The 21863-nt window shown below is 66.9% G+C and carries 22 protein-coding genes; 18 read left to right on the forward strand and 4 right to left on the reverse strand.

Going from position 1 to position 21863, the window contains the following annotated elements:
- From kdpB to DM816_RS22435, 14 genes are all read left to right on the forward strand, one after another.
- Positions 1–1488, forward strand: a 1488-nt coding sequence (gene kdpB, locus DM816_RS22370) for a potassium-transporting ATPase subunit KdpB (RefSeq protein ID WP_117212297.1), incomplete at its 5' end; no start/stop codon positions are given.
- Positions 1488–2348 carry a potassium-transporting ATPase subunit C gene (locus tag DM816_RS22375; protein WP_117212298.1) on the forward strand — a complete coding sequence of 287 codons (861 nt, stop codon included), beginning with the start codon at positions 1488–1490 and terminating at the stop codon, positions 2346–2348. The genes kdpB and DM816_RS22375, both read left to right, overlap by 1 nt.
- Before the next feature lie 4 nt (positions 2349–2352).
- A complete protein-coding gene (locus DM816_RS22380) occupies positions 2353–4893 on the forward strand; it encodes a DUF4118 domain-containing protein (protein WP_117212299.1) in 2541 nt (846 codons plus the stop codon).
- Positions 4890–5582, forward strand: coding sequence for a response regulator (locus tag DM816_RS22385; protein WP_117212300.1), 693 nt, complete (start codon positions 4890–4892; stop codon positions 5580–5582). Before DM816_RS22380 ends, DM816_RS22385 begins: the two co-directional genes overlap by 4 nt.
- Positions 5583–5648: 66 nt before the next feature.
- Positions 5649–6026, forward strand: a complete 378-nt coding sequence (locus DM816_RS22390; RefSeq protein ID WP_246002125.1) for a DUF2089 domain-containing protein — start codon at positions 5649–5651, stop codon at positions 6024–6026.
- Entirely contained in the window at positions 6026–6283 is a 258-nt protein-coding gene (locus tag DM816_RS22395) for a hypothetical protein (RefSeq protein WP_117212301.1), read from the forward strand. The genes DM816_RS22390 and DM816_RS22395 overlap by 1 nt, the downstream gene beginning before the upstream one ends.
- Positions 6284–6293: 10 nt before the next feature.
- Positions 6294–6713, forward strand: a complete 420-nt coding sequence (locus tag DM816_RS22400; RefSeq protein WP_117212302.1) for an SHOCT-like domain-containing protein — start codon at positions 6294–6296, stop codon at positions 6711–6713.
- 362 nt (positions 6714–7075) lie between these two features.
- Complete coding sequence (locus DM816_RS22405; RefSeq protein WP_117212303.1) at positions 7076–7405, forward strand: PadR family transcriptional regulator; 330 nt, start codon at positions 7076–7078, stop codon at positions 7403–7405.
- Positions 7406–7419: 14 nt separating this feature from the next.
- Positions 7420–8280 carry a pentapeptide repeat-containing protein gene (locus tag DM816_RS22410; protein WP_117212304.1) on the forward strand — a complete coding sequence of 287 codons (861 nt, stop codon included), beginning with the start codon at positions 7420–7422 and terminating at the stop codon, positions 8278–8280.
- Between the two features lie 14 nt (positions 8281–8294).
- Entirely contained in the window at positions 8295–9068 is a 774-nt protein-coding gene (locus tag DM816_RS22415; protein ID WP_117212305.1) for an ABC transporter ATP-binding protein, read from the forward strand.
- Entirely contained in the window at positions 9065–9826 is a 762-nt protein-coding gene (locus DM816_RS22420) for an ABC transporter permease (RefSeq protein WP_117212306.1), read from the forward strand. The genes DM816_RS22415 and DM816_RS22420 overlap by 4 nt, the downstream gene beginning before the upstream one ends.
- A 277-nt stretch (positions 9827–10103) precedes the next feature.
- On the forward strand, positions 10104–10511 hold the full coding sequence (locus DM816_RS22425) for a serine hydrolase domain-containing protein (protein WP_211588810.1): 408 nt from the start codon (positions 10104–10106) through the stop codon (positions 10509–10511).
- A 50-nt stretch (positions 10512–10561) separates the two neighbouring features.
- Positions 10562–10795 carry a winged helix-turn-helix domain-containing protein gene (locus tag DM816_RS22430; protein ID WP_117212308.1) on the forward strand — a complete coding sequence of 78 codons (234 nt, stop codon included), beginning with the start codon at positions 10562–10564 and terminating at the stop codon, positions 10793–10795.
- Positions 10796–11086: 291 nt separating this feature from the next.
- A complete protein-coding gene (locus DM816_RS22435) occupies positions 11087–14098 on the forward strand; it encodes an AfsR/SARP family transcriptional regulator (RefSeq protein ID WP_162907717.1) in 3012 nt (1003 codons plus the stop codon).
- Between the two features lie 13 nt (positions 14099–14111).
- Here the strand turns inward: DM816_RS22435 and DM816_RS22440 are convergent, their stop codons facing one another.
- The 3 genes from DM816_RS22440 to DM816_RS22450 are packed head-to-tail and all read right to left on the reverse strand — an operon-like array spanning position 14112 to position 17787.
- Positions 14112–15284 carry an MFS transporter gene (locus DM816_RS22440; RefSeq protein WP_117212310.1) on the reverse strand — a complete coding sequence of 391 codons (1173 nt, stop codon included), beginning with the start codon at positions 15282–15284 and terminating at the stop codon, positions 14112–14114.
- Positions 15281–16699 (reverse strand): hypothetical protein, encoded by a 1419-nt coding sequence (locus DM816_RS22445; protein WP_117212311.1) that lies wholly within the window; start codon positions 16697–16699, stop codon positions 15281–15283. Before DM816_RS22445 ends, DM816_RS22440 begins: the two co-directional genes overlap by 4 nt.
- Positions 16696–17787, reverse strand: a complete 1092-nt coding sequence (locus tag DM816_RS22450) for a substrate-binding periplasmic protein (protein ID WP_117212312.1) — start codon at positions 17785–17787, stop codon at positions 16696–16698. Before DM816_RS22450 ends, DM816_RS22445 begins: the two co-directional genes overlap by 4 nt.
- A gap of 147 nt (positions 17788–17934) precedes the next feature.
- On the opposite strand from DM816_RS22450, the gene DM816_RS22455 reads away from it, so the two are divergent.
- The 3 genes from DM816_RS22455 to DM816_RS22465 all read left to right on the forward strand — a co-directional run bounded on the left by DM816_RS22455 (position 17935) and on the right by DM816_RS22465 (position 20083).
- Positions 17935–18258, forward strand: coding sequence for a hypothetical protein (locus DM816_RS22455; protein WP_117212313.1), 324 nt, complete (start codon positions 17935–17937; stop codon positions 18256–18258).
- A 95-nt stretch (positions 18259–18353) separates the two neighbouring features.
- Positions 18354–18863 (forward strand): RICIN domain-containing protein, encoded by a 510-nt coding sequence (locus DM816_RS22460; RefSeq protein WP_117212314.1) that lies wholly within the window; start codon positions 18354–18356, stop codon positions 18861–18863.
- 236 nt (positions 18864–19099) lie between these two features.
- Positions 19100–20083 (forward strand): phosphotransferase enzyme family protein, encoded by a 984-nt coding sequence (locus DM816_RS22465; RefSeq protein ID WP_117212315.1) that lies wholly within the window; start codon positions 19100–19102, stop codon positions 20081–20083.
- Between the two features lie 162 nt (positions 20084–20245).
- On the opposite strand, the gene DM816_RS22470 is transcribed toward DM816_RS22465, so the two are convergent.
- Positions 20246–21058, reverse strand: coding sequence for an SDR family NAD(P)-dependent oxidoreductase (locus tag DM816_RS22470; RefSeq protein ID WP_117212316.1), 813 nt, complete (start codon positions 21056–21058; stop codon positions 20246–20248).
- Between the two features lie 498 nt (positions 21059–21556).
- Between DM816_RS22470 and DM816_RS22475 the strand changes: the two genes are divergently transcribed.
- The gene (locus DM816_RS22475) at positions 21557–21781 is read left to right on the forward strand and encodes a hypothetical protein (protein WP_162907718.1); all 225 of its coding nucleotides are present in this window, start codon (positions 21557–21559) and stop codon (positions 21779–21781) included.
- The last annotated feature ends 82 nt before the right edge of the window (positions 21782–21863 follow it).

Below are 21863 nucleotides of genomic sequence, written 5' to 3' on the forward strand. Positions count from 1 at the left end.
CTTGTGGAGGGGGCGAACCGGCAGAAGACGCCGAACGAGATCGCGCTGAACATCCTGCTGGCCAGCCTGACCATCATCTTCCTGCTGGCCGTCGTGACGCTGCAGCCGATGGCCATCTACGCCAAGAGTTGGCAGGCCGCCGCGCCCGACACGATCGCGCTCACGGGCGACGGGCTCTCCGGGATCGTGCTCGTGTCGCTTCTCGTGGCGCTGATCCCGACCACGATCGGTGCGCTGCTGTCGGCGATCGGCATCGCCGGCATGGACCGGCTGGTGCAGCGCAACGTCTTGGCGATGTCGGGCCGGGCGGTCGAGGCAGCCGGGGACGTGAACACGCTGCTGCTGGACAAGACCGGCACCATCACCCTGGGCAACCGGCAAGCGTCGGAGTTCCTTCCCGTGCAAGGGATTTCGGCCGCTGACGTGGCCGACGCGGCGCAACTGTCCTCTTTGGCCGACGAAACCCCGGAGGGCCGCTCGATCGTGGTACTGGCTAAAACAGATTATGGCTTAAGGGAGCGGGACGCACACGATCTGCATTTCGTGCCGTTCACCGCGCAAACCCGAATGTCGGGTGTGGACATGCCCGGACGGCAGATCCGCAAGGGCGCCGCGGCGGCCGTGATGAAGTGGGTCCGCGACAACGGCGGCCACCCCACCGGCGACGTCGGGCACATCGTCGACGGCATCAGCTCCACGGGTGGAACACCCTTGGTCGTGGCCGAACTGCGCCAAGGGCAGCCGGCCCGCGCGCTGGGGGTCATCCGGCTCAAGGACGTGGTCAAGGCGGGCATGCGGGAACGCTTCGACCAGATGCGCCGCATGGGCATCCGCACCATCATGATCACAGGTGACAACCCGTTGACCGCCAAGGCGATCGCCGACGAGGCCGGAGTCGACGACTTCCTCGCCGAGGCCACACCGGAGGACAAACTCGCGCTCATCAAGCGGGAGCAGGAGGGCGGGCGTCTGGTCGCGATGACCGGCGACGGCACCAACGACGCCCCGGCCCTGGCACAGGCCGACGTCGGCGTCGCGATGAACACCGGCACGTCGGCGGCCAAGGAGGCGGGCAACATGGTCGATCTCGACTCCGATCCGACCAAGCTGATCGAGATCGTCGAAATCGGCAAGCAGCTGCTCATCACGCGTGGTGCGTTGACGACATTCAGCATCGCCAACGATGTCGCCAAGTATTTCGCGATCATCCCGGCCATGTTCGTGGGCGTGTACCCGTCGCTGGAGGCGATGAATGTCATGCGGCTGGACTCCCCCACGTCCGCCATTGCGTCGGCGGTCGTCTTCAACGCGCTGATCATCATCGCGCTGATCCCGCTGTCGCTGCGCGGCGTGCGGTACAAGCCGAGCAGCGCCAGCAAACTGTTGAGCCGCAACCTGTTGATCTACGGCTTGGGTGGGATCGTCGTGCCGTTCATCGGCATCAAACTCATCGACCTCGTCGTGTCGCTCATTCCGGGGATCTCGTGATGCGTCTGCCAAGTTGGATCGCCCAGCACACGGCCGCCGTGCGCGCGCTGCTGGTGTTCACCGTGCTGACCGGACTGGCGTACCCGTTGGCGATTCTGGGAGTCGCCCAGCTCCCCGGGCTGCGCGACCACGCCGACGGCTCGATCGTCCAAGCCGACGGCAAACCGGTGGGCAGCGCGCTGATCGGGCAGCTGTTCACCGACGCCGACGGCAATCCCGTCGCCCGATATTTCCAGTCCCGCCCATCGGCGGCCGGCGACGGATACAACACGGACTCGACCGCCGCGAGCAATCTCGGCCCGGAGTCCGTCGAAGACACCCTCGGCCCGGACGGCAGGCAGTCACTGCTGACCCAGGTCTGTGCGCGCAGCAAAGCGGTCGGGCAGCTGGAGAACGTGGACGGGCGGCGCCCGTTCTGCACCGACGATGGCGTGGGCGCGGTGTTGCGGGTCTTCCATACCGAAGGGCTGACCGGTGCTGTGACCCGAGTGGTCAGCGTCAATCAAGGGTGCCCGGCCAAACCGTTTGTCGCCGCCTATGAGGGTGTACCCGTGGAGTGCGCACAGCCGGGCGAGGACTACAGCAGGGGCGTGCTCGTGCCGATCCGCGGTGGCGCGCCCGCCCATCCGGCCGTGCCACCGGACGCGGTGGCCGCCAGCGCCAGCGGCCTGGACCCGCACATCAGCGTCGCCTACGCCCGGCTGCAGGCGCCGCGAGTCGCACGTGAGCGCGGCCTGCCCCTGCCGCGGGTGCAGCAGCTCATCGACGAGCACACCACCGGACGGGTGCTGGGGTTCATGGGCGAGCCCGGCGTCAACGTGCTGCGACTCAACCTCGCGCTCGACCGCCTGCCAGGATAGATCCATGGCACGCGGTCAGCTGCGCATCTATCTCGGGGCCGCCCCTGGTGTTGGCAAGACCTACGCCATGCTCGAAGAGGCCCACCGGCGGGCCGGCCGGGGCACCGATGTCGTGGTCGGGTTCGTCGAAACCCACGGCCGCGAGCACACCCAAGCGTTGATCGGCGACCTGGAGGTGGTGCCCAGAAAGACCCTCGAATATCGCGGGGCCACCTTCACCGAGATGGACACCGACGCCGTCATCGCCCGCCACCCGCAGGTGGCACTCGTCGACGAACTCGCACACACCAACGTGCCGGGGTCGCGCAATGCCAAGCGGTGGCAGGACATCGAGGAGCTGCTGGCCGCCGGGATCACCGTGCTGTCCACTTTGAACATTCAGCATCTGGAGTCGCTCAACGACGTGGTGGCGACCATCACCGGTGTGCCGCAACGGGAAACCGTGCCAGACGAGATCGTGCGCCGGGCCGAACAGGTCGAGCTGGTCGACATGACGGCGGAAGCGCTGCGCCGGCGCATGGTACACGGAAATATCTATAAGCCAGAGAAGATCGACGCCGCACTCGGCAACTACTTCCGGATCGGCAACCTCACCGCCCTACGGGAATTGGCATTGCTGTGGCTGGCCGACAAGGTCGACGAGCAGCTCGACCGGTACCGCACCGAGCAAGGCATCGATCAGACCTGGGAGGCGCGGGAACGGGTCGTCGTGGCGCTCACCGGTGGGCCGGAGGGCGACACGCTGATCCGCCGTGCCGCGCGGATCGCCGACCGGGCACGCGGCGCCGACCTCTTGGCCGTGCACGTGACCCGCAGCGACGGGCTGGCCGGGGCGGATCCGGCGCTGTTGGCCAAGCAGCGGATGCTGGTGGAAAGCATAGGCGGCACGTACCACGAGGTCGTCGGCTCGGACATTCCCAAGGCGCTGTTGGATTTCGCCCGCAGCGTCAACGCCACCCAGCTGGTGCTGGGTGCGTCGCGGCGGGGCCGGTTCGCGCAGATTATCTCCCGCGGGGTCGGGGTCACCACGACCGCCGAGTCCGGCCCGATCGACGTGCACCTGGTGACCCACGAGGAGGTCAGCAAGGGCCGGAGGCAGTGGTCCGACACGACCAGCGCGCTGTCGCCGCGGCGGCGGCTGGCCGGTTTCGGCCTGGCCCTGGTCGGCCTGCCGTCGTTGACGCTGCTGCTGCGCGCGTTCGGCGGGCTCAATCTGATCAGCGACGTGCTGGTCTTCCTGCTCGCGGTGGTCGTGATCGCGGTCGTCGGTGGTCTGTGGCCCGCGGTCGTCGCCGCCGTCGGCGGTTTTCTGCTGCTGAACTACTTCTTCACCCCGCCGCTGCACACCTGGACGATCGCCGAGACCGAAGACCTGCTCGCCTTGCTGGTGTTTGTCGCCGTGGGCATCGTCGTGTCCGCGGTGGTCGATCTGGCTGCCCGGCGCACCCGCGAGGCCGCAAACGCAGGAGCCGAGGCTCAAACGCTGGCCACCGTCGCCGGCGGAATCCTGCGCGGCCAGCGTCCGCTGACCGCCCTGCTGCACCGCCTGCGCGAAACGTTCGGGTTGCAGTCGGTGACCCTGCTGGAGATGGCGCCCGGCGCCCCGCGCAGCCCGGACCGGCGACAGGATCCCACCTGCTGGCAGATCGCCGAATACGTGGGTGAACCGCCCGCGCTCGCGCCCGGCCAAGGCGACGCCGACGTTCCGGTCGGCGACGAACTGGCCCTGATAGTCAAAGGACACCCGTTACAGGCCGCAGACCGCCGGCTGCTGGAAGCCTTCGCCGCCCAGGCTGCGATCGCGTTGCGCCAGGAGCGGCTGGCCGAGCAGGCCGCCACCGCCAAACCGCTGGCCGAGGCCGACCGGATGCGCACCGCCCTGCTGGCCGCCGTCAGCCACGACCTGCGCACCCCACTGGCCTCGGCCAAGGCCGCGGTGGGAAGCCTGCGCAGCACCGAGGTTCGGTTCACTGACGAAGACCGCGCCGAGCTTCTTGCCACCGCCGAAGAATCGCTCGACCGGCTGGGCCGGCTGGTGGCCAATCTGCTGGACATGAGCCGACTCCAGGCCGGTGCCTTGGGTGTGTCGTTGCGGCCCATAGGGTTGGAAGAGGTCGTCCCGCCTGCCCTCGACGAAATCGGCGAGGCGGCGCGAGGCGTGCGGCTGCACATACCGGAGAACCTTCCCGCGGTCAACGCCGACCCCGGACTGCTGGAACGGGTGCTGGTCAACGTGATCGGCAACGCCATCCGCCACAGCCCAACCGGCCAACCGCCCCTGATCGCCGCGAGCGAACACGGCGGCCGGGTCGAACTGCGCGTCGTCGACCACGGACCCGGAATCCCCGAACAGCAATGGGACCAGGTCTTCCTGCCGTTCCAGCGGCTGGGAGACCGCGACAACACCACCGGCGTCGGCCTCGGCCTGGCCCTTTCGCGCGGGCTGGCCGAGGCCATGGGCGGCACACTCACCCCGCAGCAGACCCCCGGCGGCGGGCTCACGATGGTGCTGTCATTGCGGCAGGCGGAAGGGAACGCGACGTGATCAAAGTGCTGGTCGTCGACGACGAGCCGCAGCTGCTGCGGGCGCTGCGGATCAACCTGCGCGCCCGCGGATACGACGTCGAAGTGGCCGCCAAGGGTGCGACCGCGCTGAAAACCGCTGCCACCTACCACCCGGACCTCATCGTCCTCGATCTCGGCCTGCCCGACATGGATGGCGTCGATGTCATCCGCCAGGTTCGTGGCTGGAGCGACACACCCATCATCGTGCTGTCCGGCCGGGCAGGCAGCGGCGACAAGGTCACCGCGCTGGACTCCGGCGCCGACGACTACGTGACCAAACCCTTCGGCATCGACGAACTGCTGGCCCGCATGCGCGCCGCCACCCGCCGTCACACCACACATCACGACGCTCCAGTCGTGGTGCGCATCGGCACGCACACCGTCGACGTCACCAACCACCGAGTCACCAGCGACGGGCCGGGCGGGCAGGATGTCCGGCTGACCCCCACGGAATGGCAGCTGCTTTCCCTTCTGGTACGCAATCCAGGCAAGCTGATCGGGCAGCGTCAACTGCTGCAGCAGGTGTGGGGCCCGAAGTACGAGTCGGAAACGAACTACCTGCGCCAGTACATGGCCCAGCTACGCCGCAAACTCGAACCCGACCCGGCACACCCCCGGCAGTTGCTCACCGAGCCCGGCATGGGCTACCGCTTCCTCGCCCTCCCGTAACCAACTAATTAAAAAAATTAAGATCAGCCTCTTGAAAGTTAAAGTTGTGCCGGGTACAACTTAAGAATGAAAGATCAGACGATGGGCTGGCAAGAACTCACGAACCTGACCCGGGGCCAGCCGTTCGTCGTCGAGCGGGTGCGCCTGACAGGCAGCGGCATCGCGATCGAGGGCGGGTTCGAGCTACCGCAGCTGGCTCAGCTCAGCGTCGAGGACCAGGTCTTCGTTACGGCGTTCGTGCGATGTCACGGTTCCATCAAGGAGATGGAGCGGATCTTCGGGGTGAGCTATCCGACGATCAAATCTCGGCTGAACCGGCTCGCGCAGATGCTCGACTTCGTCGAGACCGATCCGGCGCCGTCGTCGGCCGACATCATCGATCGGTTGCGCCGCGGCGAGATCACCGCACAGCAGGCAGCGTCCGAATTGGAGGGTCGCACGTGATGCCGCAGTTGTTGACCGTGCGGATCAAACGCTCGGGTGGTCGTCGCATCCGGGTCTGGGTGCCGGTGCTCCCCGTGGTGCTGGTGCTGTCACCGATTCTGGTGCCGGCCGTCCTGGCGGCGACCGTGGCCTGCCGCATCTTCCACATCAGTGCGCTGGGTGCACTCGGCGCCGGCTGGCGATTCGTCTCCGCGTTGCCCGGTGCCCGGTTCGACGTCGAGCAGGGCAGCACGGCTGTGCTCATCTCCATCAGATAGGAAGATTCCGATGAATGAACAGCGCAGGGACATCCTCGACATGCTGGCCGAGGGCAAGATCACCGCAGAGGAGGCGGAGCGGCTCATCACCGCGCTCGAGCGGCAACAGCCGACGGCGTCGAGTCCGGACGCCCGCCCGAAGGGCAAGGCGAGATACCTACGACTGGTGATGGACGCCATGGAGGACGACGAGCCGACCCGGCTCAACGTGCGGGTGCCGCTGCAGCTGCTGCGCGCCGGCGTCCGGCTGGCGGCCCTGATCCCGCCGCGGGCACTGGACCAGGCAAACGCCCAACTGGCCAAGTCGGGTGTGCCGTTCGACCTGACGCAGCTCAAGCCCGAACAGCTCGAAGAGTTCGTGGAGCACCTCGACGAGGTGACCTTTGAGATGGACGGGCCCGGGGCCAAAATGCGCATTTTTTCGGAGTAGGTGCCGTCCACTTTGGACGGAAGCCCGAGAGGGTGCTGCAACAACCTCCCGAGGCCGCGCCCGCTACAGCAGAGCACGGTTGAACTACCTAACCTGAAGTCTAGCCGCCCGTCCCGTGGGCCCTCGTGGAGACGATCGTCGCGCGGCTCAACCCCCTCCGCCCGGTGAACTGCCGTTTTGCCCGAGGTGACATGGTGCCGGGGCCCTCGTCAGCACGGTGACCGTCGCGTGTCAGGACGGCGGGCGATCGTGGCTGCCGTGATTCCGTTCAGCGATTACCACCTCATTCCATGTACTGTGTGACGCGTACTACCTTGACAGTCATAGTACTTCGACCTACCTTGGTCAACGGAGGTGGTGGTATGAGCACGAGCAAGGTCACATCGGATTTGCTGCGCGGCAATACCGACACGATGATCTTGCGGTTGCTGGCGGAATCGGACCGCTATGGCTACGAGATCGTCAAGTTGATCGCCGAGCGCTCGCAGGGCGAGTACGAGCTCAAGGAAGCCACGATGTACTCCAGCGTCCGGCGCCTGGAGGCCGATGGCGACATCACGTGGTACTGGGGCGACGAATCGCAGGGCGGGCGGCGCAAGTACTTCCGGATCACGGAAAAGGGCAGAGCGACTTACGCACGCAACAAGAGCAACTGGGAGTACGCCAAGCGTGTGCTCGACACATTGCTGTGAGGAGACAAACAACGGTGAACGACAGGCTAAATGAGTACATGGACGGCCTCTTCGCACCCTACGAGGGCACGAAGAGCATCACCGAGCTGAAAGCGGACCTGCTGGCCGACTTGCAGGAGCGCTACCGCGAGCTGCGCGCTGAGGGCAAGGACGACGCGACGGCGTTCGAGCAGACCATCGACAGCATCGGCGACATCGAGGAGACGGTGCAGGAAATGTCGAATCTCTCCCGGGCGTTGGAGCGCCAGGTGGTGACGAGGTTCGACTCCAGCGATCTGAAAGGAAGCGACTTCGCGGGCGTCACCGCGCGCGGCGCAAAGTTCGGGACAAGCGCGCTGCGTGGCGCCGATTTCTCGAACGCCGACCTCACCGGCGGCAGGTTCAAGAGCAGCGATCTTGGGGAGGCGAACTTCGACGGCGCCAACCTGACCGATGCCGTCATGACGACGGCCGAGTTGGCGGGTTCCACCTTCCGCAGGACGCGTCTGGTGCGCACCGACTTCAGCATGTCCGGACTCGACAAGGTCCGGTTCGCCGACGCTGTGCTCACCGACGTCGCGTTCCGCAAGACCGATCTGCGGCACACCAGTTTCGAGCGCTGCACCTTCACCGGGGTGGACTTCACCTACTCCGATCTGCGCGGTCTCACCTTCGACGGTGCGGCCTTCACCGGCGTGAAATTCGACCGCGCAGGACTCGAAGGCGTCTCGATGCGGGGTGCGATTTTGCGCGACTGTTCCTTCCGCGGCGGCTGGAGCAATAAGTACTACAAAGCCCTCCGCACCGTGAACTTCGATGGAGCGCGCATGGACAAACTGACCTACGCCGCGCTCAAGAGCTTCGACGTCGCGCCGCCCAACGTGATTGTCGAATAGGGAGACACCACACCATGCAAACGCCACCCCTCGCCATCCACGTCAGTGGGTTGCACAAGTCCTACGGCAAAATGCAGGTCCTCAAAGGCGTGGACTTCGCCGTGGCCAAGGGAAGCATCTTCGCGCTGCTTGGCTCCAACGGAGCCGGCAAAACCACGGTCGTGAAGATCCTTACCACTCTGCTCAAGCCGGATGGCGGCAAGGCAACCGTCGCCGGACACGACGTCGTGTCCAAACCGGAGCAGGTCCGGGAATCGTTCAGCCTGACCGGGCAGTCCGCGGCGGTCGACGAGATCCTCACCGGCCGGGAAAACCTGATTATGGTCGCGAAACTGCGCCAGGTGAAGAATCCCCGCCAGGTCGCCGACGACCTGCTCCAACGATTCGGCCTCGCCGAAGCGGCCGGGCGCCGAGTGGGCACCTACTCCGGCGGCATGCGCCGCCGCCTCGACATCGCCATGAGCCTCATCGGCAATCCGCCGATCATCTTCCTCGACGAGCCCACCACCGGACTCGACCCGGAGGCTCGCATCGAGGTGTGGAAGGAGATCCAAAGCCTGGCCAACAGCGGAACGACGGTCCTGCTGACCACTCAATACCTGGAGGAAGCCGAAAAGCTGGCCGACCGCATCGCTATTCTGCACCAGGGCACGATCATCGTTTCCGGCACTCTGGCGGAACTGCGCCGGCTCCTGCCGCCCGCAAAGGCCGAACTGGTCGAACGCCAGCCCACCCTGGAAGAGATCTTCCTGGCGATCATCGGAAACAAAGAAGGGGTACGGCGATGAGCGCACATGTCGTCGGCAATACCGGCGTGATGCTCGGGCGTTCCATCCGGCACGTCACCCGCAGCATGGACACCATCATCACGGTCACGATCACGCCGATCGCGTTGATGCTTATTTTCCGCTACGTGTTCGGCGGCGCCATCCAGACCGGCACCGGCAACTACACCAACTACCTGATGCCCGGCATCCTGCTCATCGCCATCGCCAGCGGCGTCTCCTACACCGGCTTCCGGCTGTTCAACGACATGCAGAGCGGCATCTTCGAACGGTTCCACTCCATGCCGATCGCACGATCGTCTGTCCTATGGGGACACGTGCTGACCTCGCTGGTGTCCAACGCCATCTCCGTAGTGATAATCATCGGGGTCGGACTCCTCATGGGCTTCCGCACCTCGGCGGGAGTGGTGGCGTGGCTTGCCGTCGCTGGCATCCTGGCGCTGTTCACCCTCGCCTTGACGTGGGTTGCGATGATCGCCGGACTTGCGGCGTCCACAACGGACGGTGCGACCGCCTTCTCCTATCCGCTCATCTTCCTGCCCTTTCTCAGCTCGGCATTCGTACCCACGGACACCATGCCCGGCCCGGTGAAAGCCTTCGCCGAAAACCAGCCGGTCACCGCCATCGTCAACACCGTCAGGGCGCTGTTCGAGCAGCAGCCCGCCGGAAACGACATCTGGGCGGCGCTGGCCTGGTGTGCCGGCATCCTCATCGTCGCCTACGCGTTGGCCATGAGGGCCTACCGGCGGAAGATCGCCTGAAACACCGAGGCACCCGAGCGAGCGTGCCTGTTCTCCAGATGTCCCAACTCCCCCAAAGTTTCCGATCTCTAGAGAGGATCACGTCATGGTAGACACGACAAGCGGGACACCCGAACCGGGACACGTTGGGCGCCGGACCCTGTTAGGGGGCGCGCTGGGTGTTGGCGCGCTCGTTGGCCTCACCGGCCACGGCACCGCCTCCGCGAGCGCCTCCGGAAGCGGTGACGGTGACGATGGCGAGCGCGGTGTCGAGCACGGCTGGGGAAAGGTCGCCGACGTGTTCCGTGCGAACTTCAGGGAAAACCCCGGCGAGGTCGGCGCGGCGTGCAGTGTCTACGTGGGCGGCCGCCCCGTGGTCAACCTGTGGGACGGCCTGGCCGATCGCGAGGCGAACCGACCGTGGCGCAAAAACACCATCGTCCAGGTCGCGTCCACGACGAAAGGGGCTACCGCGATCTGCGCGCATATGCTGGCACAGCGACTCGACGTCGATGTGGCGCGCCTGTGCGTCCTCACTTTTGCGCAACGCCGCACGCACGTAGCCCACGGTGAACACCTGTCTGGCGGTGATGATCCCACCGCCAACGAGCACCAGTGGCTGGAGGATCCACGTCAGGATGCGGCCCGCGTCGGCTCCGGCGAGGTTCAGTCCACCAAGCGCTCCAATGCACTCCTTGCCAAATAGACCTAGTCGATTTAGCATCGGGTCTGCCCCGCACGAGAAAGGCTGACCTGTTGAGCAAGTTTGAAGAACTCGCCGCCGACATCCGGCAACAGATCCAAAGCAGACAGCTCAAACCCGGCGATCGCCTGCCGTCGGTCACCAAGCTGCACGACGAATACGGCGTGAGCTACGCGACGATCCGCTCCGCGATGCTTGTGCTCAAGGCGGAAAAGTTGATCTTCGGCCATCGTGGCAAAGCCGTTTATGTCCATGAGCAGATCCACACGATCTCGGCAAACGATTGACGCTGCACCAACGATTCTGCCATTGGCGATCCGGCGGTCGCAGCCAACCGTACCGTTGGACGACTGTTCAGAACTACCCAGAAGCCGCCAGCTGCCGGGCTGAACGGCACAGCCGGAATTCCGACAGCGAGGCAGTTCGGGCGGGACCACCAAAACAGAATTGAAGACCGAGCCGGAAGACTGGAGTCCGGTTCAGCGCTGGGCGGGGCCGTGCGGGCACTCATGACGTACCCAAGGCTGGTATCCGTTGTGTTGCATGGACCGAGCACAACTCTGCTTGGGGGTGCGGAAGTGGACTTTGGGGTCCTCGGGCCGGTCGAGATCCGCGACGGAAGTCGAGTTGTCTTGGCGGGAAGCGTGCGGGAGCGTTTCATCCTGGCCATGTTGCTGCTCAACGCCGATCGGGTGGTCGCGCGGGATCGGCTGATCAACGCGCTGTGGCAGGATCCACCTGCGTCGGCGAAGGCCCAGCTGCACAACATGATCAGCAAACTGCGCGGCCGGCTGGCCGGCCACGAGTTGATTGTCACCCGGCCGGCCGGCTACGAGTTGCTGTTGGGCCCACACCGGCTCGACCTGCTGACGTTTCGCCAGTCGGTCGAGCGTGGGCGGCGTGCCGCCGCGGAAGGCGCGCATCGGCAGGCCGCCGCACTGCTGTCGGATGCCGCATCGCTCTGGCGAGGGCCCGCATTGGCAGATATACCCGACGAGCTGGTTGGCAGCGTGCGGCAGCCGCTGCACGAGGAACGGTTGTCCGCAGTCGAGGCGCAGCTGGAGGTCGACTTGCTGCTCGGCCGCCACGAAGACGTGCTGCGCGAGATGGCCGGCCTGCTGCCCGATCATCCGTACCGGGAGCGGCTCTATGAGATCCAGTTGGTGGCCCTGGTGCACGCCGGCAGGCAGGCCGACGCGCTGGAGGTCTACCAGTGTGCGTACCGGCGACTGGTGGATGACCTCGGTGTGGAGCCGGGCCCATCGCTGCGCGATCTCCAACAGCGCATCCTGCGCGGGCAGATGCCCACCACGACACGGTTCCCCGCCAGTCGTCCAATCCCCCGAGAGCTTCCACCGGCACCCGCGCTGCTTACCGGTCGTAGCAAGCTGATCGGGAGCTTGTCCGACGTGTTGCTGCGACACAACGGCACCGCGCCGACCGTCGCGCTCCTCACGGGGCCGAGTGGGGTCGGCAAGACCGCCGTCGCGATCGGATGCGCGCACGAACTGGCCGAGGCGTTCCCCGACGGCCAACTGTATGCGGATCTGCGTGGCACCTATGACCGGCCGGCCGACGCACACACCGTCCTCGGCCGGTTCCTGCACGCCTTGGGTGTTGACGGCAGCGCGGTGCCGGAAGACCACGACGAACGAATCGCGATGTACCGCAGCATGATGGCCGGCAGCCAGATGTTGGTTCTTCTCGATGACGCCGCCGACGAGGAGCAGTTACGGCCGCTGATACCTGGCGCAGCGCGCTGCGGTGTGCTCGTGACGTCCCGCAGGGAGCTGACCGCCCTGGTGGGCGCCGCCCGCTGGACGGTTCCGGTGCTGAGCGAGGCTGACGCGGTTGAGCTGGCCGCCCGGATCATCGGATGGGATCGGGTCGCCGCCGCACCCGAGGCTACGGCGCAGATCGTGCACGCGTGTGGCCGGCTGCCGCTAGCGATCTCCATCGCTGCCGCCCGGCTTGCCGCACGTCCTGATTGGACACTGGAGGAGTTTCGCGACCGGCTCGTTGAGGAACGTGACCGGCTCGACGAGCTATCGGTCGGCGATCTCGATGTGCGCGTCAGCATCGGATTGAGCTATCGCATGCTCACGCCCGGACCACGCAGATTGTTTCGCCGCCTCGGTCTGGTCAACGCCCCGAGCTGGCCGCAGTGGGTGGCCGACGTGTGCGCCGGAGGCGAGCGCCCGCCGGCCGCACCAACCGCACGCCTGCTCGATCAGCTCATCGACGTGCACCTGGTGGAACCGGTCGGCCGCGACCTCCTGGGGCAGCGCCGATTCCGGCTGCACGACCTGGTCGCCGCGTTCGCCGCCGAACGCGCCGAAGCCGAGGACCCACCACAGGAGCAGGACAAGACGCAGTCCACGGTGCTGTCCGGATGGCTGGGCCTGGCCACCGAGGCCGACAAGCAGATCCCGCACGACATGGTGCGCGCGCCTGATCTGGAAACCGCTCCGCCGCCAGGGGACGCTGCGCCACTGGCTCGGGACATGCCGCGCGAGTGGTTCGAGTCCGAACGGCGCAACCTGGTGTTCGCCGTCGAGCACGCCTGCCGGCTGGACCTGCCGCACATCGCCGGCCCGCTGGCGTTGCGAGTCGCGGGCTTCCTCGGCCTGCGCTCCTATAACGACGACTGGGATCGGGTGTTGTACCAAGCCATTTTGTGTGTACGCAGGCACGGGCACACACAGCTGCTGACTCCACTGTTGGCCGCGAGATTCATCGCCGGCATGCGGCGTGACCGGTTCGGCGAGCTCGCCGACATCGCGACCGAGGAGCTGTCCGTCGCACGGCGGCTCGACGACCGGGCAGCGCAGGTGCGCGCGCTGGTCCATGTCGGCATGGCCGCCGTACGGTTGTGCCGGTTCGCCGCTGCCGTCGAGGCGTTGGAGCAGGCCGTCACCGGGGCCCGCAACCCCGATGTCGCAGGCTCGCTGCGCGGCGACGCGCTCGACGCCCTCGCCTTCGTATGCATGACCACCGGACGTCCTGAACGAGCGCTGCCATTGCTCCAGGAGGCGCTGGACATCGACCGCGTGGCGACCAACGCGCTGCAGACATCGCTTCACCTGTACCACTACGGGATGGCGCTCACCGACGCAGGGCGCGCTGCCGAAGCCGAAGCGCCACTGGCGGAGGCGCTGCGGACCGCTCGCGAGGTAGGCAACGACCTGCGTGCGGCATACCTCGAACAGGCACTCGCCGACGTGTGTCTGCGCCAGGGCCGGATCACTGAGGCGGCCGAGCGGCTCGACCGGGCCCGGCAGACCCACGAGCACATCGGTGACGGCGACGGGCTAGCCGAAACCCAGCGTTCCACGGCCGACCTGGCCGCCGCCGAGGGACGATGGGCCGACGCGGTCACGTGGCTGCACCGCGCGCTGGACATCTGGCAACGCATCGACTCAAGAATCGAGATCGCACGCACCCTCGCCCGCCTTGAACGAGCACACCTCGCGCTGAGCAACCAAGAATACGCGCAAACCTGCCACAGCGACCGGCGATACATTCTGGACCAGCTCGACCTTGATGACGCTTGCCTCTACCTGCCACCGTTCTACCCGTGCTTTGCCTGAACGATGGCTGTTCTCACAACGGAGGCCTGCTGATCCGGCGAATCCCTGGAGCAGCCAGGGCGAGCAGTAACACCCCGGCGACGGCCCACGCACCGAACGCGAACGGGACGGAGTGGTCGTCGGCGAGAACACCGAGCCCCGGGCGGGCCACGGCGATGCCCAGCCCGCCGAGGCACGCGATCACGCCGAAGACGGTGGCACGCACCGCTTGCGGTGCGACCTCGTTGGTGAAGATGTCCAGCACGGTGGTGCCCAGGGTGTACCCGAACCCCAGCGCCGGCAAGAAAAGGAAGGGCCCGAGCGCGGCGGCCTGGCTTGTGGCCACCAGCGCGGCGAAGACGAACAGGAACGCCGCGGCGAGGGCCGTGCGGCGGTGGGCCGCGCCGACATAACCGGCTGCGAGCCCGCCGAGCACCGAAGCCGCGGCGAACGCCGCGTACATCCATCCGGTGGCCCGCGTGGACATGTCCAGTTCCAGGGCCAGCGGCTGAAACAGGATCCGGGCGCTCCACCCGAACAGGAGCAGCAGGGCGCCCAGCCATACCGCCCGACGCACGCCACGGATGGTGGCCGCAGCGCGCAGGTCCGCCACGACCGACCGGAGCGTGGAGGACGCGCGCGGCCCGACGATCTCGGGCAGGGTGAGCGCGAGAAGGAACGCGACGGCGGCGAGCGCGGCGGTGATGGCGAACGGCAGCCGCGGGTCTGCCTCGTAGAGGTAACCGGCCGCCAGCAGCGATGCCAGGACTGCCAGGTTGCCGATGACCCGCATCAGGCCGAACGCCTTGGCCGGGCTGATCTCTCGATCGTCCTGGAGGCAGAGCTCGTACAGATAGGTATTCGCCGCCCCGGAGGACAGCGCCCACACCACGCCCCACAAAATCCAAGCGCCGAAAAGCATCCGCAGCGAGTCGATCTGGGTGATCGCCGCGAAGGTCAGCACGGTGCCACCGGCCAGGACAAGGTAGGTGCGGCGGCGGCCGATCCGGTCGGCGAGCACCCCGACGGGGAACTCACAGGCCACCGCGACGAGCCGGAACACCGCGTCGGCGAGCACCGCGGTGGTCAGTGGGAAACCAAGGTCCAGCAGGTAGATCAGGTAAACCGGAAACCAGAACTGGACCTCGAGAAGGACCTGGGTCACCGCGAACACCCGGATCGTCCGGCTGCGCAGTGCGGCCCTCATGAGTGTCTGTCGCGGCGGAAGAACAGGTACAGCACCACCATCAGCGCGGAGGTGACCCCGGACCCGATCAGCACCGCGTCGGCGGGCTGCGCGGCGACCCACTCCACCATGGAGGAGCGGCCCAGGTCATAGATGGTCATCGCGGGGTCGTTGGCGACCGTGCGCCCGAACTGAGTCAGCGCCAGCGCGGTCCCCAGGATCGAGGTGACACCGATGCCCAGCAGGATCAGGTCGGTGAACAGCGCCGACCGGGCGGCCCGCCGACCGGCCAGCTCGGCCAGCCGGCGGTCACACGTCTCAATCTTGAACCGCACCGGCTCTTCGATCAGCTTCTCGAACTCCCAGTAGTCCAGGATCTCGTCCATCTCATGGCGTACCCGGCGTTTGAGCACCTTGGCCAGGTCCCGGCGCTCCATGATGATCAGCTCGGCCCGCTGGCTCAGGCTGGTCAGCTGTTCCTTGAGCCTGCCCAGCTCCCACCGCGACCGCGACGCCGCCGAGTCGGCCAGGATCTTCGACAGGCGGGAGTCGATCCGGTCGAGCGCGCCGTAGAACACCTGCGCGAAGCGCAGGGCGTCCCAGCTGTCCCGGAACCGCTCGCCGGGGAACGCCTGCCCGCCGGCGCCGGCCGGGTCCATGAAGGCGTAATTCAGCCAGCGGACCAGGCGATCGGCCTTCCCGGACAGCAGCGGCTCGGCCGGGTCGGCGGCGCTGTCACCGGATCCGGTGTCCTTGACCCAGTGCCGCAGCGCCGCGGTGGCGCCCGGATCGGCCGGATCGAGCACGAGGCTGCGGGTGACCCAGAGGGTCTCGCCGAACTCCGCCGTCATCGGGTCGCCCGCCGGCGTGGCCGCGACCAGGATCCGCTCGTCGGGGTCGGCCTGGCGGAACAGCTCAAGCAGCGGGTCCAGATACCGCCGGACGGTCTCGCGCGCCACCTGTTCGCCCATGGCCAGCGCGCTGGCCTGCAACTCGTCGAGGCGGTTCTCGACGCCCTCGGCCGATGCGGTGACCTCCGGATCGACCCGCACCAGCAGCTCCAGCAGCATCAGACCGTGGTCGTACAGGCTGAAGCCGATCTCGGTCACGCCCAGGTGAAGCCGATCGGTGGCCCCGGCGAACTCGTCCGGCAGATGCTGTGGGCGAAGCGAGCCGGTCAGCACATGCAGCGGCCGCCCCGACGCGTGGTCGCTGATCGTCCGGTAGAGGTTCAGCGAACTGGTGACCCGGGTGTGCTCCAGCGTCACGGCGGGCGGCGGCCCGCCCGGATCCGGGCTCAGGCGTGCCAGCAACGCCTCCACCGCGGGTTGCCGCTCGGTCCAGAATTGCGCGTAGCTCTTGGGATCCCGCAGGGTCGCACCTGGTACCGCATGATAATCCACAGACACGGGGGCGAGGATGCGCAGGGCCGTCATCGCACATCCTCAAGCTGTACGGCACGAGCGTCCACATAGAGGACCCGGCCCCGGGCAGGGCCATTGCTGACCTTCACTTGGATCAGGACCCGCTCCCCCGCGCCCGTGCCGGAATCAGTGAATTCCTTTGGCCAGGCGAGCACCTGCGCGCGGGTTCCCTGCGGCGCGAGCAGCACCAGGTTTCCGTTGGCGTCGAGCAGTTCCACCAGACCTGTTTCGCCGATCGGGGTCAGCGTCACCCCCTGGGTCGCGGCCGGGGTGAGCTCCGCGACGATCCGCTCATACTCACCGGTCTGCCGCATCTTGCCCAGCTCCCGGTTGAACCGCTCCATCACCGTGGCGCCGGCGGGCGTGTTGGGCATCATGAAATACAGTCCCTCCACCGAGTGGACGAGGTCTGAGCCCGCGCGGTTGTCGCCCTTGATGTGGCTGAAGTCGCCGGTGTCTCCGGCGAACGCCGGGCCGCTAAGCACCGCTTGGCCGGAGAGCAGCCCTTCGGCGAGCACGTCAACCCTGCCGTCGGCGAGTGCCCGGAAGCCGTCCAGGCTGGTTTCGAACTCCACGAAGTCGCCGACCGCGGACTCGAGCGCCGGCCAGTAGTCGTACCCGGCGATGCCGCCCACCCGCAGCCGGCTCAGATCGGCAGCGGACTCCACCCTCGGTTCACCGCTGCGGCGGTTGTAGAACAGCACGTATTCGAAGTCGAGCAGCCGGTCGGACAGAAGCAGATTCGCCCGCCGGGAAGCGCTGCCCACCAACGGAAAAACACCCAGTGTGGCTCCAGAGGAGACCTGCCCCTCGGCCAGCGACCACGACGTATAAGTGATTTCCGGCGAGTACCCGGACCGGCGCAGCGTCTCGGTGACCAGCTTGGCGAGAGGGCCGCCGTCGGGCAGCTCAGCCCCCACGAACGGAGCCCAGGACCCACTGGAGACGGGCATTGGGCGGGCCGGCGAGGTGGGGGTGGCGCGCAGCCCGGCGACCACGACAGCCGCGGCGACGACCACGACCGCCGACAGAACCAGCACCGGACCCCAGGCCCGAAACGGCCGGACGAGCGCAGCCAGCTGGCGGTTGTAGTCGGGCATGGTCGCCCACTCTATCCGGCCGCGACAAGCGAATCCGAAAGGCACTCTGATTCGGCACGGGCCGGCAGCAGATCGCCGCGAGCGCCGGCACAGGCGTATTGGATCAATTCGTTTGACGAGCCAGGCTCGCCCCACAAACATGACCATGTGGACCCCATAACGCTCGCGAACCGGATCGTCTGGGAAGCGGCATCGCAGAAGTACGTGGACGAGTACGAGGAGCACTTGGCGCAAGCCGCGAGCGGGACCGCGCTGATCGAGACTGAACGCCGCCTGTTGCGTGAGGTGCTGGATCGTTGTCCCGAGGTCGTGCACCTGCAAAGCGGCCATGGCTTGGACGACGTGGCCCTCGTGTATGCCGGCGCGAATCCGTGGTGGGCGTCGACTACAGCGAAGTGGCCGTCGGCGCGCCGCGGCGGCGGCAGCCGGGTCGGCCGGTCAACCAACCCGTCGAGCAGAACCGCGAGCTGACGGCACCTCAGCGATGATCAACTGATGACGGATCGGTGACGGCGGAGTCCATCGTATTGAGTGGCGCAACACCCTCAATCTGGACAGGAGAGGCAATGTCACTTCGACGGAGGTTCGCGGCACGGTTCATCGCCGTCTTCGCCGCGATCATCGCTGGCGGCGCGTCGGCTGTGCTGCCCGCGGCACCGGCCGCGGCGGCTGGCGTCTACATAGCGAACTACATCGACTCCCGCTGTATCCACGCCTTGGCCACGTCCGGCGCGGTGGTCGACGCCGGCGGAACCTGCGGCCCCTTCTGGGTCTTCGAGCTGCGCGCCCAAGACCCCGGTGGCGTCAACATCTATCGGATCCGCATGGACGGTACCAACTTGTGCGTGGTGGTCCGGGGTCCCAGCAACGATGCACGCGCCGTCCTTTCCGGCTGCGGGCATTGGATTGACCAGCACTGGGCGCGGCGGGGATTCTCGCTGGGATACCAGCTCATCAACCAGAACTCGGGCAAGTGCCTGACCTCACGCAACGGCTCGGCTTCGGTGGACACCGTCATCCAGTACACCTGCCGGACCGACGGCAGCTGGGAAGACCAACTCTGGTACCACTTCTGATGTCGCTCTGAACCATTCACACGAGCGGGAGCTGACGGGGCGGGCGGATCCGAAACCGCTCGCCCCCTTGGCCTGCCGAGCGGGCGGCGGTGGACAAGGAATCAAGCAACGTAGCCTGATCATTGATCTGACAGCGGTAGCTTCGCTGCCGTTGGCAGCACATCGTGAAACGCTGATGCGGCGGGCCGTCGACAAATACCTGGCGGCGGCCGAGGGGGCGGCGATACGCTGCGCGGATGCCCGAGCTGGTGTCCAAGCGTGCACAGGTCACGCGCATCCGCCGCACGGCCGTGCGGGCGCTTGCGGACTACCCGGTCGACGAGCCACGCCTGTCGTTCATCGCGCACGGCGAGAACACCACGTTTCGGGTCGACTCCCGCGATGCCCGATTCCTGTTGCGCGTGCACCGGCCGAACCGGCACGGCCGTGGAGTCGATTCGCGGGTCGCGGTCGGATCGGAGCTGGCCTGGCTGGCCGCGTTGCAGGCAGACACGGATCTGAGCGTGCCGACGCCGATCCGGACCCGCAGTGGACAGTGGACCACCGTCGCCGATGGTCTGGTCTGCTCGGTCCTCGGCTGGCAGCGCGGACGAATCCAGGCGGCCAATCCACGGTCCGTGCACTTCCGGCGCTTGGGTGGCGTCCTCGCCCGTTTACACGATCACGCTTCGGCGTGGGCTGTGCCCTCCGGGTTCGTACGCATGCGGTGGGACTGGGAGACCTTCTTCGGCAACACCATGGAGTACGGCGGCGTGTCCGCAGCCGGGTGCTGGGACCTGCTGCCGGCGCCGGTGCGCGCGCAATTCGATGAGGTCGCGCGCCGGATGCGGAGCATCATGGGGGGTCTTGGATCGAAGCCGGATGCCTTCGGCCTGATCCATGCCGACCTGCATCTGGAAAATGCTCTGTTCGACGGTGATGCGGTGCGGCTGATCGACTTCGACGACTGCGGATTCGGTTACTGGCTCTATGATATCGCGGTACCACTGTGGGAATATCGTGGCCGGGCCGACTACACCGCGATCCGTGCCGCGCTTCTCACCGGCTATGGTGAACGCCGCAAGCTGCCCGATCTGACTCACCTGGACGATTTCATCGCCACCCGGGATGTGGCCTTCGGCCTGTGGTTCGCCGGGATGGCTCAGGTCAATCCGGCATTCGCGGCCGACCTGGACAAGGTGATGAACTCCATCCAGCGGTCACTTGATCGAGTGCTGTGACCATGCACCCTGACGGGCCGGCCTGTCACCCTAGAGTCTGGCCGAAGCACAAGACTGTCAACGGGTTCGCGCGCACCGCGCCAACGGTGGCACGACGTGTGGAGTTCGAGGAGTGTTTCAACACCGGCAATGGCGGCGGTGGGTTGGCCCACCGCCGGACCGTCAGGAGTCCAAAAGCGACCTCATCCGGTTGGCGATCAGGATCGTCGCCCGCTGCGGCATGAGTCGCGAGAACCAGTCGACCAGCCGGGCGTCGGGGCCGATGCGCACCCGGAAGGTACCCTTCTCAACCGCGTCCACAATCTGGCGGCCGGCGGCGACCGCACTGGTAATCTTGAATCGCTCGACGGTGGCCTCCGCGCGGGGATTGTCCAAGCTCACCCCCGAATTAGCGAGAATTTCGGTCCTGACACCGCCGGGCATCACGACGGTCACGGCGACCGGCGTACCGCGCAGCTCGGCATACAGGCTCTCGGTGAGCAGTTTGACCGCCACTTTGCTTACGCAATAAGCACTTTGACCCGGTACCGGGACCAGCGCACCCATGCTCGACACGTTGACCAGGCTGGCTTCGGTGCGCTGGAGCAGAGTAGGCAGGAACGCCTTGCACATGTTCACCACACCCCAGAAATTGACCTCCACCACCCGTTCGATCTCGTCGAAGCCGAGGTTGTCCACCCGCGCGAACCGCTGCGCGATCCCGGCGACATTGAGCACCCCGTCGACCTGACCGTGCGCCGCCGCGACCTCGCCGGGCAACGCGCCCACCGCTGCCCGGTCCGTGACGTCCACCCGGTGCGTCGTCAGCCCACCATCGGCAGCAGCAGTCGCGAGCCGGGCCGTTTCGGCCAGGCCGGCGTCGCTCACATCGACCGCGGCCACACGCCCGCCGCGGGCCAGCAGGGCGAGCACCACCTCACGCCCGATACCGTTGCCCCCACCGGTGACGACGAAAACCCTGTCCCTGATTTGCATTTTCGAGTACCTCCGCTGCCTGCACGCGGCGTGCCGGCCGCGCGATCGCCGACCACGACGACCACGCCGACCACGGCAACAGCCAAGACTCGACCCAGGGATAGGCCTGGCCCATGACGGACGCCGTCGTGTAGCCCGCAGCGTACCGGCCCGGATCGGCGGGGTTCTGCCCTGTCGGCACGCCCATGCTCGGGCGGTACGAGCCAAACCTCGTCAGCCACCGGCCCGCGGCCGGTCTCTCCACAATGGAGACTCTCTACCAGTTGGCGACCAGCCAAACGCCGTCATGACCGCCTACACGTGACGGGCCCACTCGATCCACAGAGTCGAACCCCAGCGCTTGGCGTGCCGCGCGGCGACGACGACATCAAATCTTGGCGGGCTTGCCGCCCGCCTCCCTTCCGGCAGACGCCACCCGCTCAGGTCGACCCGCCGTAAGGTCAGCCGTACGTGGTGAAGCAGGTTTCGCGGTGCGGGACGGTGGGCATCGTGCAGCCCATGAGACGTGCGCACATTAACCTGATCAACGATGGTGACCGCGGAAAGGCGATTCCTTTGGCTGCCGCCAACGTAAACGCCATCGAGGCCAGCCTGGAGGAGCTGATCCGCCGCGCCAAACTGCAAGCGGGCGAGCTATCACTGATGATCCAGCGCCTCGAAAAACTGCGCCGCGACATCGCCCGGCACCTTCCTGACGGGGTCAACACGTCGATGCGTCCGTGAACAGGTCCGGACCGCGCGTAGCGCCCTCAGGGCGCCATCTGCCCACAGTAGAGCGAGTCGCACACGATCCGCGGCCGCAGGC

The organism is Allorhizocola rhizosphaerae (genome assembly GCF_003426775.1).
Classification (GTDB): domain Bacteria; phylum Actinomycetota; class Actinomycetes; order Mycobacteriales; family Micromonosporaceae; genus Allorhizocola; species Allorhizocola rhizosphaerae.

Excerpts from the sequence above, each read along its gene's own strand:
- DM816_RS22390 (WP_246002125.1), top strand. The coding sequence starts at position 5,649 with ATGAAAGATCAGACGATGGGCTGGCAAGAACTCACGAACCTGACCCGG.
- DM816_RS22465 (WP_117212315.1), top strand. The coding sequence starts at position 19,100 with ATGCCCGAGCTGGTGTCCAAGCGTGCACAGGTCACGCGCATCCGCCGC.
- DM816_RS22450 (WP_117212312.1), bottom strand. The coding sequence starts at position 17,787 with ATGCCCGACTACAACCGCCAGCTGGCTGCGCTCGTCCGGCCGTTTCGG.
- DM816_RS22380 (WP_117212299.1), top strand. The coding sequence starts at position 2,353 with ATGGCACGCGGTCAGCTGCGCATCTATCTCGGGGCCGCCCCTGGTGTT.
- DM816_RS22475 (WP_162907718.1), top strand. The coding sequence starts at position 21,557 with ATGAGACGTGCGCACATTAACCTGATCAACGATGGTGACCGCGGAAAG.
- DM816_RS22415 (WP_117212305.1), top strand. The coding sequence starts at position 8,295 with ATGCAAACGCCACCCCTCGCCATCCACGTCAGTGGGTTGCACAAGTCC.
- DM816_RS22460 (WP_117212314.1), top strand. The coding sequence starts at position 18,354 with ATGTCACTTCGACGGAGGTTCGCGGCACGGTTCATCGCCGTCTTCGCC.
- DM816_RS22400 (WP_117212302.1), top strand. The coding sequence starts at position 6,294 with ATGAATGAACAGCGCAGGGACATCCTCGACATGCTGGCCGAGGGCAAG.
- DM816_RS22375 (WP_117212298.1), top strand. The coding sequence starts at position 1,488 with ATGCGTCTGCCAAGTTGGATCGCCCAGCACACGGCCGCCGTGCGCGCG.
- DM816_RS22405 (WP_117212303.1), top strand. The coding sequence starts at position 7,076 with ATGAGCACGAGCAAGGTCACATCGGATTTGCTGCGCGGCAATACCGAC.
- DM816_RS22395 (WP_117212301.1), top strand. The coding sequence starts at position 6,026 with ATGCCGCAGTTGTTGACCGTGCGGATCAAACGCTCGGGTGGTCGTCGC.
- DM816_RS22470 (WP_117212316.1), bottom strand. The coding sequence starts at position 21,058 with ATGCAAATCAGGGACAGGGTTTTCGTCGTCACCGGTGGGGGCAACGGT.
- DM816_RS22420 (WP_117212306.1), top strand. The coding sequence starts at position 9,065 with ATGAGCGCACATGTCGTCGGCAATACCGGCGTGATGCTCGGGCGTTCC.
- DM816_RS22440 (WP_117212310.1), bottom strand. The coding sequence starts at position 15,284 with ATGAGGGCCGCACTGCGCAGCCGGACGATCCGGGTGTTCGCGGTGACC.
- DM816_RS22445 (WP_117212311.1), bottom strand. The coding sequence starts at position 16,699 with ATGACGGCCCTGCGCATCCTCGCCCCCGTGTCTGTGGATTATCATGCG.